Consider the following 15,039-nt stretch of genomic DNA (forward strand, 5'->3'; position numbering starts at 1 on the left):
GTATCGATGTATAATCAAGATGATATAAGTCTGTAAGGATTTTTCAAATAATAGAAAATATAATTTTAATATATTTTATTTATGTTCAAAAAAATTATCACAGTAGGCAAATTTTTGTTGAGCAATGAAAGTTGTATAATTATCGTATAAAAATATTTGTAACTAAATAGGGATTATCTTTTTGTTAGGGGAAAACGATATGAAGAAAAAATTGGTTGCACTTACTACTTTATTAATAGGGGTAGGTCTTTTTGGCAGCGGCTGTTCGAATGCGGGAAATGTCAATATCAGTAATGATCCTAAGCTTCATAAAGTAACAAAGGCTGAAAAAAAGAAGAATGAACAACAGGAGAAAAAGGATTTAAAGCAACGAAAGAAGCAACAAAAGAAGCAATGGCAAGAAAGTTTAGGCAAAGAATATAAATATGGTTTAATAAAGGGTCCATCATGGCTGTATGTCTATGAAAATGGGAAAAAGACCGATGGACATCTTGATCCTGATACGACTGACACAGTGAAATTACATGAACATTCAAAGATCCAATTGGGTGGTGAATTACCAGATGTTGGAACTGTCAAAACTAGAACGATTCCAGTTGCTGGCGGGCAATCCAAGATTGATGATGAAGATAAATATGATAGGGAATTGAATTTATCCACTATCAATGATAGTGGCAATGGTTTGCATTTTATATTATGCAACCTTAAGGGAAATGATTATCAAGCTATCAGTAATCTAGCTTTTACTGATTTGCCTAAATATCTGGATGCTTTAAGTACGAATGATTCTTCAAAATTACCTAATCAATCAAAACAGCTCTTGCAAACACTAGATGGAAATAATAATCGTGGGGATGCTTCAGCTAGTTATCAAGTTATGGAACAATACTTCAATAAGAAATCTGCTCAAACAGAAAATGAAGCTGATCTAGAAGCTGACGATGCAACATATCTTGAAATTGGCGATGACCAGATTATGGATTTGAAGAATGCGACCCAATTATTTGTTCAAACTTTTGCTAAAGTTAAAAAAACTGATACAGACCAACATGCGTTAAGAATTGACGATGACAGTCCAAAATATGGCAGTTCCAAGACTGAAATCGAGGAATACCAAATGGACTATCAACTGGTCGATAATAAGTGGCAACTAATTTCCGTTGTAAGCGAAGGCGAGTCGGATTATTCAATGGATACTTCTAAATCTAATTGGATTGTTCAAAAGAATTAGGGGGGATATATATGTTTTGTAGCAATTGTGGAACTAAGATTCCTAAGGGGTCCAAATTTTGTCCAAAATGCGGTCATAAAGTAGGAGTTGCACCAACTGCTCAAAAGTCGGCTCCTCAAAAGCAGACAGTAGCTAACAATAAGGCCGTTAAGACAACACGTCCGAAAAAGAAAAAGGGTAAGTTGATTGCGCTATTGTGCTTAGCTGTCGTGGTAATTGGAGCAGCCTTTTTTGCTTATCGAATGGTTTATTATCCTAAAGTCGTCAAAGCAGAAGTCATAAAAAATGGATTCGTTAGTCAATATCGTGTCGATGCCAATGTCTTCTCTAAAAAAGTTATTATCACGCCAACCAAGGCAGAAGTTTCAAGTTTGGTTTTTGTGACGACTCAAAATGATTATTCTACTCATCAGATTGGTGCTGAAGAACGTTTAGCTAAATTGGAAAAAGAATTGCCCGGCAATTGGACTGTTCAAATCGTTCAAAACAGTTACTCTAATTCGCCACATTTACTTTGGGAATATTCTAAGGGTGAAGAAACTGTGCGTTATCAAAATTCAAATGAATTCAAAAGCGCCAAAAGAGCTTACTTAGATGCCAAAGCTAAAAAAGAAGAAAGTGATGGCGAGTTAAATTCAGCAATTCAAGGAGCAGTAGTCGGTGGTTTGATTGGCTCAGCTCTGGATAGATGGTAGGAGGGGTAAAAATGTTTTGTCCAAAATGCGGTACTAAGGTAGCTAAGGATGCAAAATTTTGCCCTAAATGCGGCCAAGATTTAACAGCTAAAAATAAGCAACCGGTTATTAAAGCTAAATCCTCAAAAGGAAAAAGCAGTATTTCGAAAAAAGCACCACGACATAATAAGAAATTGATTATGAGTCTGATTGCTATCGCGGTAGTTTTAATTGGTTATTTTGGAATTTATGCGCCAATGACAGTCCGTTCTGTTCTGGCAAATTCGGAGTTCACTTCTAAAAATGATTATAAGGTTAAAACTAATGCACTGAAGAGGACGATTGAAATCAATGCGGGGACTAGTCGAGTCGGCGATATTCAAGGAGCTTTAAATGATGATGAATTTGATACCAGTAAAATTGCGGTTGAAGAACAGTTGTCTCATTTAGCCAATAGTTTGTCTGGTCGAGTCATCGGTAACTGGAAGATTCAATGGAAACAACATCAATATAAAGAAAATGACACGATATTATGGCAATTTACTGGTAAGGAAGAGACAAAACGTTATCAAAATACCAAAGAATGTCGACAGATTCATCAAAAGATTTTGGAAAGTGAAGCACAACAATGGGCACAAGATACTCAGAATAATAACGATTCGGCTGCTATTGCTGGTGGTATTCTTGGATTTGGATTGTTTTAAAAAGAGGGGACTCAAACTTGGAAGATAAAGAAGATTTTATATTTTGCACTAATTGTGGGACAAAAAATAAGGCTGATTCAAAATTTTGTACGAAATGCGGTCAACCTTTAGTAACAATTACTGATGAGGGGATTGAAACTGACGATAGTCAAGCAGCACAAGAAATTCCACATCAATCAATCATTGATTCAGCGACTTCGCATTTAAACAGTTGGACTGGCGGACAAGGCTCAGTCAAGGTCAGTTGGAAAGAATTCTTTGGTCAAGTTTTTAAACCACATACTGAAAAAGAAGCTGAAGAAATTTTTAGTGCTGGAACTGAGAAAACAACGCCATCACTACAAGAGATTTCTAATGATAAAGTTCAACCTTGGTTGTTCTCGAGAATTTTGGTAACGATTTTATTGGCGGGAATTTTATTGTCAGTGCTCACGACTTTAAATACTGGAAATAGAATGGGTGATCAAATTGCAATGTTGGTAGTTATTGCTATTGCCGTCCCTATGTCAGCTTTAGTATTATTTTTTGAAACTAATGTTTATAAAAATATTAGTTTTTATCGTGTTGGGAAAATCATGTTAATTGGCGGAATATTGTCATTGATTGTTTCAATAATTGGATATCACGTTCTTCCTAACGATAATTCTTTAAGTTTTTTTAGTGTATTATTAATTGGATTTATTGAAGAGACTGCCAAAGTATTAGTGGCGGCTTACTTTGTTAGAAAATTAAATGTTAATAGAATTTTAAATGGATTATTAATTGGAGCGGCTGTTGGAACAGGCTTTTCCGCTTTTGAAAATATTCAATATATGGTGGATGGATATCAATTAGTATCCATGGAAACTGCTCTTCAAAGAACATTATTATCAATTTCTGATCACACTGAATGGTGTGCAATTGCGACAGCGGCATTAGTTATTGCAAAAGGGACTGGAAAGCTTACTAGCAACTCATTCTGGGATATGAGATTTTTACGTTTCTTTGGATTGGTAATGATAATTCACATGCTTTGGGATTGGAGTTTGTTTGATAGCTTTACCAATGTAAGATATATTGTTTTAGCAATTATTACCTGGGTAACCGTATTTGTTATGATTCATGCTGGTTTAAATGAAGTTAAGAGATTACAACTAAATTATCAAAATGATGAACAAAACGAGGGTGACTAATATGAAATGGAGTTTGAGACTGGCAACTTTAACTTTAGTTGGATTTTTATTTCTAACAGGATGTGGAAATCAAAGAATTGTGAATAGTAGTTCTAATTCTGGTTCTAGTTCCAAGACGACTAGCTCTGTTAAACATAAGAAGTCAAAGCCTAAGAGTACTAAGAAGAAAACTACATCTACATCAAATAAACAATCAACAACGTTAGTTTGGAATTCTCGAAAAGATAAACAATTGAATGAATTTATCGATCAATGGGCACCAACTATGAATCAGTCATATGTAAAATATGATGGTAAAAATTCTTTAAAGACTTCACCAGGCATGGTATATCCTGATGATTTGCCAAGGGTCAATGTTGAGGGTTCAAAAGCTTCGATTGCTTGGAGTAAGGATGGCAAAGGCGACAATTCTTATAATGTCGTCGCTATTTATAATTACAATGGAACGGTTCCACCACTACCTAATCACATTACTTACTTCTTTACTTTTCACAATAACCAGCCAGTTGTTTTGGTAGATCAAAGTCGTGATGGTACGCCTAATTTGTTGGAAACTAAGAATACGAAAGTCAAGGATAGCTTTGATTCTATCGTAGCTGGAAACTACAAGCCTAGTTCAGAAAATTCCAGTTCAGAAAATTCCAACAATCAAAAGCAGGCTACAATCAGTGATCCTAAGATTATTGGAGCTTTAGTTTATGAAAAAGCTAGAAACGGTGTTGATTTAACTAAGGAAGTAGACTTAGGCGTTTATACTGCCAATGGTAAATATTGGATTGGTACGGGAACATCAACATCTAATGTTGGTTTTACGATTGATGGAGATACAGTTCATTACTTTACTAAAGATATGGCTAATGCTGACTCTACAGCAGATGCTGAAGAAATTGAACATACTGTCAGTTTGTCTGATTTGGAATCACAGTACTATTCAACAAATGACCAAAAACAAATGATTCAAGATGTTGTAGGCAAGATGCCAGCTATTGAAAATCAGTAAATCACTTAATAAAATAACTAATAATATTATTGAATTAAGGATTCACTTGTTATAGACTGGCGTTGTAGTGATTATCGGAATTATTTTAGAAACAATTTTTATTTCAACCAGATAAAAATAGGGGATTTACTTTAAATGAAGATTATGTTGTAACAGTTTACATAATCATTTATGGCTGATTATTTTAAGTAGCTTCAATTATTTAATAGACGTGATTAATTTTTTTAATCAAATATATATATTTAAGGAGAGCATATCATGAAATTTTCTGCAAGAAGATCGGCAGTAGTTATTGCTGCTTTGGCAATGGCCGCAACAGGGGCTTTGAGTTTGAATCAAACAAAGGCGGATGCTGCCACGGTTGCAACTGTTAATTCAGGAACAACTGCTAGACTTTATACTAATCAAGGGAAGTTGATTACTAATAGAGCACTTTCTCCTAATAGTCCTTGGGCTGTTGGAGAGATTATTACCATTAATGGAGCAAAGTATTATCAAGTTGCTACTAATGAATATTTAAAAGCATCTGACTCTACTTTGAATAATGGTGCAACAAATACTAATGGTAATGCAGTTGGTACTATTGTTAATGGTGACGCACCAATTTATTACACAACTACTAAAGGTGAAATGCCAGCAGCTAGAAATCTAGCAAATGGATCACAGTGGCAAGTAACTCGTGCTATTAGAGATAACACTGGGACAACTTATTATGAAGTTGCACCAAATCAATGGATCAGTTCTAATAATATGAGTGTTAATAAATCTATCGAACCACAAAATATTGAAAACAAATTCATTGGTATTACAAACAATAAGAACGCTGATCAAACTGATCAAAATCAAAGTCAAACCCCTGATGTAAGTGCCGTTGAAGCTGCAATTTTCCAATCTATCAACGATGAACGTGCTACTAAAGGAATCGCTGCTTTGACACAGAATTCAGCTTTGACAAATACTGCTGAAATTCGTGCTAAGGAACTTTCAACTAAGTTCGATCACGTGAGACCTAATGGCCAGACGTGCTTTACAGCCTTCCCAAGTGGTGGTGGCACAGAAGAAGAGAACATTGCTGAAGGTTATACTGGTACAGCCTCAGAAATTGCTTCAAAAATTATGGATTCGTTCAGAGCTGAAAACTTTACTCCAAGTCACTACACTAATGTTATGTCGAGTGATGTAACAACAGTTGGTGTCGGTGTTTATCAAGATGGCAATGGAACTTATTTTTTTGCTATCAGATAATATTTTTTGAGATTACAAGCAAATTTTCTAAAGACAGCAATCGATGAATGCGCTATCATTAAATTAGATAGTGAATAATTTATCAAAAATCTTAGTCAAAGGTGTGTAATATTTTGAATATTGCCTTAATTGTAACCATCGTGCTTGTTATGGGAGTTATCTTCGTAAACGGTTGGACTGATGCGCCTAATGCCATTGCTACGGCAGTTTCTACTCGAGTATTAAGACCAAATGTTGCTATTGGGATGGCTGTAGTAATGAACTTTTTTGGTGCTTTAGTCATGACGTTTTTTAATGCGCAAGTTGCGGAGACTATTAGTAATATCGTCAGTTTTGACGGTGCAGGGAATTCTAGTCAAATTGCTCTAGCAGCTTCATTATTTGCAATTGTCAGTTGGGCTGTTTTGGCTTGGTGGTTCGGGATTCCTACTAGTGAATCGCATGCTTTAATTGCTGGGTTGACCGGTGCGGCCATGGCTTTGGGTGGTTTAGATGCCGTCAATGCTTCCGAGTGGTGGAAAGTCTTGATTGGATTACTGGTTTCCACAGTTTTCGGATTAGGTGCTGGTTATTTAATTACTAAGTTGATAATTTTTATCTTTCAAGGAATCAATCGAATTTTTGCCAATAAATTATTCACCGTTGGTCAAGCCTTTAGCGCTATGGCGATGGCCTTTTTACATGGAGCTCAAGATGGCCAAAAATTTATGGGAGTTTTCATGTTGACGCTTTATTACAATAATTTAGTTGATAAAACTGGCAATGGCTTCGACATTCCCATCTGGGTCATGGTTTTGTGTTCAGTCACAATGGGAATTGGAACCTCGATTGGTGGTAGAAAAATCATCAAGTCAGTCGGGATGGATATGGCTAAGTTGGAAAAATATCAAGGCTTCTCAGCTGATTTAGGTGCGGCCATCACATTATTCTTTTGCTCCTTATTTGGGATTCCTGTTTCCACAACTCATACCAAAACAACGGCAATAATGGGAGCCGGTGCAGCAAAACGAGTTTCGTCAGTCGACTGGAGCATCGTGCGTGATATGGTATTGGCTTGGGTTTTAACGTTTCCCGGTTGCGGACTAATAGCTTATCTAATGGCAAAATTATTCATAGTCATTTTCTAGGGGGAATTAAGATGATTCGAAAAAAGAAGTATGATTTTTTTAAAGCGATGCAACATTTGGCTGATGATGCTCTAAAGGCTAGCGGAATTTTGACTGAGATTATCAATAATTATGATCCGGCTAAGTTTTCTCAGGATTGCGAAATGATCAATAAAATCGAGTCAGATGGCGATGAAGATGTTAAAAAGACTATGAATGAACTCTATGTGGCTTTTATCACGCCAATTGATCGTGAAGATATCGTCCAATTAGTTGATAAACTTGATAATATTATCGATGGAATCAATGGATTAACTTACGAATTCTACTATTTAAATATTCAAGAGCTGCGTCCAGATACTGATAAATTTATGAATTTGATTAATGAAGCAGTTGAAGCGGTTCAACAATCAGTTGCCGAGTTTTCACATTTTAAAAATTCCAAAATGTTGGTCAAAAATATCGATAATACCAACAGAATTGAATCATTAGGTGACGAATTATATACCAAACACTTGCGGACACTTTTTTGCGAGGAAGAAAATGATCCACTTACTGTCATTAGATGGCAAAAAATCTATGGCGGATTTGAGAGAGTTTTAGATGCTTGTGAAGATTGTGCCGATGTTATGGGCGGTTTGGTTATTAAGAATAGTTGATTTAAGAACCTACCAATACATGTTTAGACTTGTTTATTGCATAGAAATGACAAAAAGTCGAATTTTAGAAAATATGTAATGGAAATGTATAAGTTTGTTAATTGAAATGCTCGTATAATGAGATTACTTAATTAATTATTGGAATGAGGTAATCTCATAAGAGTTCAAAAAAGAAGAACCAGAAGATATTTGAGGATATTTGTATTAGTTTGTCTAGTAATGGTTGGATTGGGTTATTACTTTAACAATTCATATGCTTTAGCGGATAGTGACAGTAATTCGAAAAAGCAGAGCAAAACAGAGCAAGCTATTAAGAAAAAACAAAAGATCATCAAGCATAATCTGACTAGCTATTTGAACAGTGTGACTGAAGATGGCACAGCCAGTGTTAGTTTTTACAATTTAGGTGCTGAGAATAGCAGCAATTCCAAAACCGATCAACTTTATCAAAAGGGTGATTTGCAAGTGGAATCTGACGCACATACAGTCAGAACAGCTGCCAGCACTTATAAATTATATTTGACCGCCTTTCTAATGAATCAAAAATTGAAAGGGAAATTTAGTTGGAACACGCAAAATACCGACAGTTTTAACAGAATGATAGTAAACAGTGAGAATGATTTTTCTGAAGAGCAGATTAATAAGTATGGAGCTGATACCATCAGTAAATTCGTTAAGAGTCAGGGTTGGTATCCATCGGTCTTTACAGAAGGCCAGGCTGCACAAACGACAAGTTACAGTCTGCAACTACTGTTAGAAGATCTGGAAGAAGGAACCGGTGCTTTCCAAAATAGTAGCGACCGTAGTAAAATCTTGAATTTAATGGGTAAACAAATCTATCGGACAGGTATTCCAACTGGAGCCCAAGAGGCAAAATCTGGAACGACCGTTCAAGATAAAGTCGGATTCTTAGATGATACTAATAATGATGCCGGAATCGTGACCTTGCCAAATGGACAAAGATATATTCTGGTAATCATGACTAATGGTCATAACCAAAGCAATTTGAGTGGTTTTCCAAGAATCGCTGAAATTGCCAAGAATGTTCAAGAGATTGTCTATGGAGACAACGCTGGAACTAAGATGATCAATTATTAAAATATTTTCGAATAAAAGGCAAAATCCTTAATTGGGTTTTGCCTTTTTTTATGTTAAATTTATATATTTTTTTAGATTATTTAGTAGCATCTTAAGGTTACTTTAACATTGATATTGTAGCTTTTATAACATTATCCTGAATTCAATACATTAATTAAGGATTGAATTTTAGATTAAGATTTTTATCAATAACATTCAAATAAATCATAAAACAAACATTTTCTTTTCAAAAATTATAATCATCCTTTATAAAATAAACTATTAAAAAATGACTTTTTCAAGCCCTTTTACTTATAAAAATAATTAAAACGTTTATATAATGAAGTCGTTAAAAGCGTATCTCTATTTTTATTACAGAAGGATAGGAGTGATGAAATTGAGGAGAAATAGGCTTTTATTAAATTTTAGACAGATATTATTAATAATTTTGATGGCCGTAATGGGCTTGACTTTTGTTTTAGGATTTAGTTGGCTCAATGTTCAAGCAGCTACCGAAAGTGATTCAGATGATAATTTGTCTACAAAAATCACTTTTGATAAAACTACTAATAAATTGGAATTACCTGGAGTTTATGGTGGTAAAATTGTCACATCTTTTGACTCGGATACTCTTTCTCAAAACCAGTTGAGTCAATTAGATAACTTAAAAACTGGTGATGAAATTGTTGTGGATTTTAAAAGCCAACAAACCTTGAATGATAGTGACGGTAATACGTTTTATCTTACAATTGTTAAACCGGAAACAGATAAAAGTTCTAATGATAATGTTTCTTCCAATGAAGATGCCATTACATTAAAAAAAGATAAATCCGGAGATTTGGTGACGACAGACGATAATGCATATGTTGAAGTAACTTTGGGATATTTTACACATATCAATTTTTTTTATGCCACATCAAAAAAATTAATATATACAGAGACTTATCATATTAAAGGGCTTGTCGCAAACACACCCGTGAATCAAATATTAACGGGACTTGATGTTGATTCTGTGGATGAATTTGTTGGTTATGATTTCAGTGGTTTAGAAAGCGATGGTTTTGCTGTTACGGGTCCAGAATCTTTAGATAAAATTGATTTTAATAATTTGCAAGTTTCGGTCCCAAGAGAATACGTTGATATTACTGAAAATTATACTGTTGATGGGAAGCTATATTCCACTGCAGAGTTTAAGGAACCAATGGTTGATTTAATGGATGGCGAAGTAACCTTGAAAAATCCTAAATCACCTGAAAGCGAATTCGGTGATAAAATTAAACTGGATGATGAAATAAAGACTAAGCTGGGAACTGTCACTAGTGCATTCAGTATAAGTGGTACTGGAATCGACACTAGTGAAAAAAATCCTAGTCTCTCAGATATTATTAGTTTTGAGTTCTTTGCTTTGAAAAAAGAGGATACTTACATTGCTATTCAAGATGCAGCAAAATTTTCTAAATCACCTCTTGAAGTTACAATGAATTATACAAGTGATAATAAAGACCTCAATTGGGATAATGTAGAAGTTACAAAGATGGTAACGTTACAGACAAATTTAGGTGAAAAGTCAGTAGAAGTTCAAGGTAACATGAGTATGGAATCAGGAAAAGTTAATACAGTCTCAATTACGGTCCCTGAAGTTGCCGGCTATACACCTGATAAAAAGAATCTGACGGTTGATGTTGCTAGCGATGGAACAATGACAGTCGAAGATAATAGTAAGGATAATCCTATTACCTATACTAAAAATGTCGCCTCATCAGGCTCAAATAATGCGACTACTTCAAAGTCAAAAGTTACTGATAAGTCACAATTAGTATCAACCTATGTTGACAAGGGTGACGTCACGCTTTATAAATTAGATGGTTCTACATTTTCCAAGATTACTAACCATGCTTTGAGTCCAGCTACTGACTGGAAGAGCAATGCATATCTTGAAAATAATGGCGAAAGATATTATCGTGTTGGCAATAACGAATGGGTCAAAGCTGGTACAGTTTATGTATATGAACCAGAGAAACTTACTGTTGATACTAAAAATAAATTAACTTCTATTAGAAACAGTGAAGATAAACAGATTACTAACCGGGCCTTTGCTAAGAACACAGCTTGGAAAGTCGATCGGCTTGCTTATCTCGGTTCTAACAATGCTTTGTACTATCGTGTTGCTACTAATATGTTCGTTAGCGTTAATGATGTAACTAAAGAATAGAATTATAAATGGAAAATAAGACCTAGAAATTCTCTAGGCCTTATTTTTATACGCAGATTATGAAATTGATGTTATTAATTAATTTATATCTTTTGAATGTGTAAAGTATAAAATGTGATGTAAAAAATTATTAAGTGTTATGCTGAAGATGACTGAAGGGGGAACCAGTCATGAAAAGAAATTTTAAATATTTTAGTAGTGCAATAGCTTTAACGCTTTTAGCAATTGCACCAGTTGCAGTTCCCATTGTTACTTCTGATACTGGTGCTATTAGTGTTCAAGCGGCTGATAGTCAAACGCAACAAAGATTGGATGCTGATGATAAATCAAACATGGATTCAGATCCTAACGTTCCAGGTTCATCTGAATATATGATTTCTAAATTCATGGATCAATTTGATAATCGTTATGTAGCTAGTACTAAAAGTTTAACCACTGTACTTCAAGATATAGCAAATAATACAGATCATGCATTTGGTGGCACAACTGGAGCTGGATATCCATACTTTAGTAAAACTAAACCACAACATATTTATGATATGCAGAATGATGTCGGAGTATCTGCTTTAAAAGACAGTAATATTGTAGAAAAAAATGGCACAGGTAGAACCTATTTTAAGGATTCTAGTAACCAAAAGCAATATTATAACAATGATGTTTTTGCGTATATGTCTATTGAATATCAAAAAAATGGTAAGTGGACGCCTGCTACATTAGATAGTGAAAATGATATTGAGAAATTTATTTATCAATTGGATGGAGAAAATAAGAATAATATTGATGTTAGTGGACTGCAAAGTGGTAGTATTTCATTTCCATTGAGAGTTACAATGCATGTGGTTGCATCAGATGGAAGTGAAAATGCTCCAGATTTGAAGAATGTTGATGCAAAATATTTAACAAAATCATTCACAATTAATCCTAGTACGATGGATATAACTGAAGATAAGAATCCAAATTCAATTCATGTTGGAGACAAACTTTCCACCATTACTAAAAATGATAAATTAGCTGTTACGGATAATTATTCAAATGACAGTGATATTGTGAATAATTACTTGGATAAGATGGAAACACCTCATTATGGAGGCATATTTACAACACAGAAAGATGCTATCAGTTATGCTAAAAGTAATAATTTTGACCCTACCAATTTGAGTAAGGGTAATATCAATAGTAATGAATTGAAAATAAATAGTGATGGAACAGACGCCACTATTGAAAAGCCTGGTACTTATTACCAAGTGGTATCTTATAAATTGTCGGATGGTTATTCTAATACTGGCGATAAAGTTAAAGATGAAAATGGCAATGATACCAATTCTTATCAACTCAATGGGGATCAGGCTATTGGATATATGTTTTCCAAGAATGGCCACGATCCACTGACCGATACACAAATATTGTTATATGATACGACGATTAATGGTTCACCTGCGACTGAGGGAACAGATTATGTATTTAATAAGAATGCTGAGACACTTACGACTGTTCGTAAAATCGTGGTTACTGGTTCTGATACGCCATCGGATCCAATCACCCCAGTTTCAATAAATGTTGATAGTAGTGACAAAAATAAAAAATTAGACGTTTCTAAAGATGTATTGAAAAATGTTAATGATGAAATAGCTGCTGCTCCAACGCAAAGTGATTATTATGACAGTAATCCGCTTAGTAATGCGGATGCTAAAAAAGTTACTGACGCCTTGGATAATCCCGGAAGTTATTATCGAGAGTTGAAATATACATTAAATGATGGATATTCGGTTTATAATTATGACTTTGGTCAAAATGCAAAAGTAGATTATGATGCTAATACTGTTACTTATTATCAAAAGGTAACAGTATTGCCAGATTCTAGCTCCAATTCAAGTACTGCATCTAATTGGAAGACATCTGACGTTAATGATGTTGTAAGAACCAAAAATGACCAGCCAAAATATACATTGAACAATGATGATGACCAGGTCATTAATAATCCTATGATTGACGCAAATACTAGTTTAAAGGTTGATAAGGTACGTGTTGATCAGTATGGTAATAAGCAATATCATATTGCTGATGGTGAATGGATCAATGCAAATTACGTTACTTTAGAGTCTTCCATCACTGATGTTAAAAATGATGATGGTGTTTTGTACGTTGACAAAACTAGCTCTGATTATAGACTTTATGATAATAATGGTAATGAAATTAATAATCGTGCATTAGATAGGAACACTTATTGGGCAGTAGATGAAATAGCGAATGATAATAAGGGCAATACGTATTATCGTGTAGGGACTAATGAATGGGTCAAGCAAGTTGACGGAGTTCATTATCCAATTCCACTGTTTTTGCATGATATTCAAATGAACAGGGGAATTCTTCACTTAGATGATACAAACCAAAATTACACGCTCTTTAATGAGAATGGTCGTAGAATTAATAATCGTGCTTTAGCTGAAAATACTGATTGGAAAGTCGATAAAACAGCTAAAGATTATGAGGGCAATACATATTATCGTGTAGCAACCAATGAATGGGTTGAACAAAGAAATGGAGTTCACTATCCAGCTAGATAATATGAATGCCAAGATTGCTAACCACGTTTTGACCAAAATAGCAATATAAACGATGAAACTAAAGAATGATACTAACTCTGCAATTTTAAATACTTGCAGAGCTTTTTTGTTGCCCACATTAAAGGCTCTTAACTAATAAATAATCTAGTTAAGTTGTAAAATATAACTAACTAGTATTTAGGAGAGTTATACGATGGATAATGATAGTGAGGAATTATTAAAATCTGATATTATTGACCGAAACGTCCGGCAGGGTTTAAATCTTACTTGGCTCAACTTTGCGGTCCTATTTTGTGCTACGATCATTGCCAGCGTTGGGTTAAACATGGATTCGGTTGCTGTTATTATTGGAACTATGTTGATTTCACCCATTATGGATCCAATCATTGGTATGGGCTATGGTTTCGGCATTCGTGATTCAAAGTTGATTGAAAAGGCCTTTACTGTTTATTTAATAGAAGTCGTCGTGGCTTTGATAGCCTCCGCAATTTACTTTTCGTTGTCGCCAATTAAAGACGCCAGCAGTCAAATCATAGCGCGGACGCAACCGGCAATTTGGGATGTTCTAGTGGCCTTCTTTGGTGGTGTTGCCGGAATTATCGGTTCAGCCAAAAAAGATCCTGGAAACATTTTGCCCGGAGTAGCGATTGCAACCGCTTTGATACCACCACTAGCAACTGTCGGATATGGGATGAGCCAGTTTAAGTGGACTATTGTGCTGAGCGCCGGCTACTTGTTCTTGATCAATACCTTCTTTATTGCTCTAGCAACAATGTTAGGAACACTTATCTTTAATTTTAGAAAGAAAAAAGTGGCAATTCCTTGGAAAAATCAGCTGTTTATCATTGCTGCTGTCGTTATTATTGCCATTCCTAGTTTGGTGTCTGCTTCAAACTTGGTTAAAGAAACATATAATGAGGCACAAGTTACTAGTTTTGTAGATAATGAATTACCGGAAGTTTACGTCGTTAATAAAGAAATTTCAGGTAAAAAAATCAAATTGACAGTAATCGGTAGCGATATTAAAAATTCAGAAATAAAAGCTTTGGATAAAAAACTACCTGAATATAAATTAGGCGATTACAAATTACAATTACAACAAATATCAAAGGGTAATTATTTAAGTGTCAGTGCCTTTAAGAAGTATGTCAGTCAGGAAAGTTCCAGCAGTACTTCAAGCGATGCCTCGGATACCAGCGATAAGACTTTATTAAAACTCAAGCAACGATTGAATAAAAAATATCCTGATATAATAGATAAAATTTATATCGAAAATTACAAGAACAAGTTAGCCACTTGTCCAAAAATAAATACGAAATATATCAGTACCAGAAAAGTACATTTCTAAACTCCACAGAAACTAGTGAATAGTTCCCGTGGAGTTTTGTAGTTTAA

At 34.6% G+C, this 15,039-nt stretch carries 12 protein-coding genes; all 12 read left to right on the top strand.

The features are described 5' to 3' along the window. Positions 1–199: 199 nt before the first annotated feature. The 12 genes from FHL06_RS02875 (at position 200) to FHL06_RS02930 (ending at position 14,992) form a co-directional block, all read left to right on the top strand. Complete coding sequence (locus FHL06_RS02875) at positions 200–1,231, top strand: hypothetical protein (RefSeq protein WP_153384741.1); 1,032 nt, start codon at positions 200–202, stop codon at positions 1,229–1,231. Positions 1,232–1,242: 11 nt separating this feature from the next. After that, positions 1,243–1,926 carry a zinc-ribbon domain-containing protein gene (locus tag FHL06_RS02880; RefSeq protein ID WP_153384742.1) on the top strand — a complete coding sequence of 228 codons (684 nt, stop codon included), beginning with the start codon at positions 1,243–1,245 and terminating at the stop codon, positions 1,924–1,926. A gap of 11 nt (positions 1,927–1,937) precedes the next feature. After that, complete coding sequence (locus FHL06_RS02885) at positions 1,938–2,609, top strand: zinc-ribbon domain-containing protein (protein WP_192917939.1); 672 nt, start codon at positions 1,938–1,940, stop codon at positions 2,607–2,609. Between the two features lie 17 nt (positions 2,610–2,626). Continuing rightward, positions 2,627–3,781: a PrsW family glutamic-type intramembrane protease gene (locus FHL06_RS02890; protein ID WP_153384744.1), complete on the top strand. Its 1,155-nt coding sequence runs from the start codon at positions 2,627–2,629 to the stop codon at positions 3,779–3,781. 1 nt (position 3,782) lies between these two features. Continuing rightward, positions 3,783–4,781 carry an Lreu_0056 family protein gene (locus FHL06_RS02895; RefSeq protein WP_153384745.1) on the top strand — a complete coding sequence of 333 codons (999 nt, stop codon included), beginning with the start codon at positions 3,783–3,785 and terminating at the stop codon, positions 4,779–4,781. A gap of 258 nt (positions 4,782–5,039) precedes the next feature. After that, positions 5,040–6,026 carry a CAP domain-containing protein gene (locus FHL06_RS02900; protein ID WP_153384746.1) on the top strand — a complete coding sequence of 329 codons (987 nt, stop codon included), beginning with the start codon at positions 5,040–5,042 and terminating at the stop codon, positions 6,024–6,026. Between the two features lie 149 nt (positions 6,027–6,175). Further along, a complete protein-coding gene (locus FHL06_RS02905) occupies positions 6,176–7,153 on the top strand; it encodes an inorganic phosphate transporter (protein WP_153384754.1) in 978 nt (325 codons plus the stop codon). A gap of 11 nt (positions 7,154–7,164) precedes the next feature. Further along, the gene (locus FHL06_RS02910) at positions 7,165–7,791 is read left to right on the top strand and encodes a DUF47 domain-containing protein (RefSeq protein ID WP_153384747.1); all 627 of its coding nucleotides are present in this window, start codon (positions 7,165–7,167) and stop codon (positions 7,789–7,791) included. Positions 7,792–8,010: 219 nt separating this feature from the next. Then, entirely contained in the window at positions 8,011–8,889 is an 879-nt protein-coding gene (locus FHL06_RS02915) for a serine hydrolase (RefSeq protein WP_153384748.1), read from the top strand. Positions 8,890–9,265: 376 nt separating this feature from the next. Then, positions 9,266–11,080, top strand: coding sequence for a hypothetical protein (locus FHL06_RS02920; RefSeq protein ID WP_153384749.1), 1,815 nt, complete (start codon positions 9,266–9,268; stop codon positions 11,078–11,080). A 170-nt stretch (positions 11,081–11,250) separates the two neighbouring features. Then, positions 11,251–13,644 carry an SLAP domain-containing protein gene (locus FHL06_RS02925; RefSeq protein WP_153384750.1) on the top strand — a complete coding sequence of 798 codons (2,394 nt, stop codon included), beginning with the start codon at positions 11,251–11,253 and terminating at the stop codon, positions 13,642–13,644. A 193-nt stretch (positions 13,645–13,837) separates the two neighbouring features. Further along, positions 13,838–14,992 carry a DUF389 domain-containing protein gene (locus tag FHL06_RS02930; protein ID WP_153384751.1) on the top strand — a complete coding sequence of 385 codons (1,155 nt, stop codon included), beginning with the start codon at positions 13,838–13,840 and terminating at the stop codon, positions 14,990–14,992. The last annotated feature ends 47 nt before the right edge of the window (positions 14,993–15,039 follow it).

Origin of the sequence: Companilactobacillus halodurans (genome assembly GCF_009600985.1) — a bacterium.
Classification (GTDB): domain Bacteria; phylum Bacillota; class Bacilli; order Lactobacillales; family Lactobacillaceae; genus Companilactobacillus; species Companilactobacillus halodurans.

Excerpts from the sequence above, each read along its gene's own strand:
- FHL06_RS02875 (WP_153384741.1), top strand. The coding sequence starts at position 200 with ATGAAGAAAAAATTGGTTGCACTTACTACTTTATTAATAGGGGTAGGT.
- FHL06_RS02880 (WP_153384742.1), top strand. The coding sequence starts at position 1,243 with ATGTTTTGTAGCAATTGTGGAACTAAGATTCCTAAGGGGTCCAAATTT.
- FHL06_RS02885 (WP_192917939.1), top strand. The coding sequence starts at position 1,938 with ATGTTTTGTCCAAAATGCGGTACTAAGGTAGCTAAGGATGCAAAATTT.
- FHL06_RS02895 (WP_153384745.1), top strand. The coding sequence starts at position 3,783 with ATGAAATGGAGTTTGAGACTGGCAACTTTAACTTTAGTTGGATTTTTA.
- FHL06_RS02900 (WP_153384746.1), top strand. The coding sequence starts at position 5,040 with ATGAAATTTTCTGCAAGAAGATCGGCAGTAGTTATTGCTGCTTTGGCA.
- FHL06_RS02905 (WP_153384754.1), top strand. The coding sequence starts at position 6,176 with ATGGGAGTTATCTTCGTAAACGGTTGGACTGATGCGCCTAATGCCATT.
- FHL06_RS02910 (WP_153384747.1), top strand. The coding sequence starts at position 7,165 with ATGATTCGAAAAAAGAAGTATGATTTTTTTAAAGCGATGCAACATTTG.
- FHL06_RS02915 (WP_153384748.1), top strand. The coding sequence starts at position 8,011 with ATGGTTGGATTGGGTTATTACTTTAACAATTCATATGCTTTAGCGGAT.
- FHL06_RS02925 (WP_153384750.1), top strand. The coding sequence starts at position 11,251 with ATGAAAAGAAATTTTAAATATTTTAGTAGTGCAATAGCTTTAACGCTT.
- FHL06_RS02930 (WP_153384751.1), top strand. The coding sequence starts at position 13,838 with ATGGATAATGATAGTGAGGAATTATTAAAATCTGATATTATTGACCGA.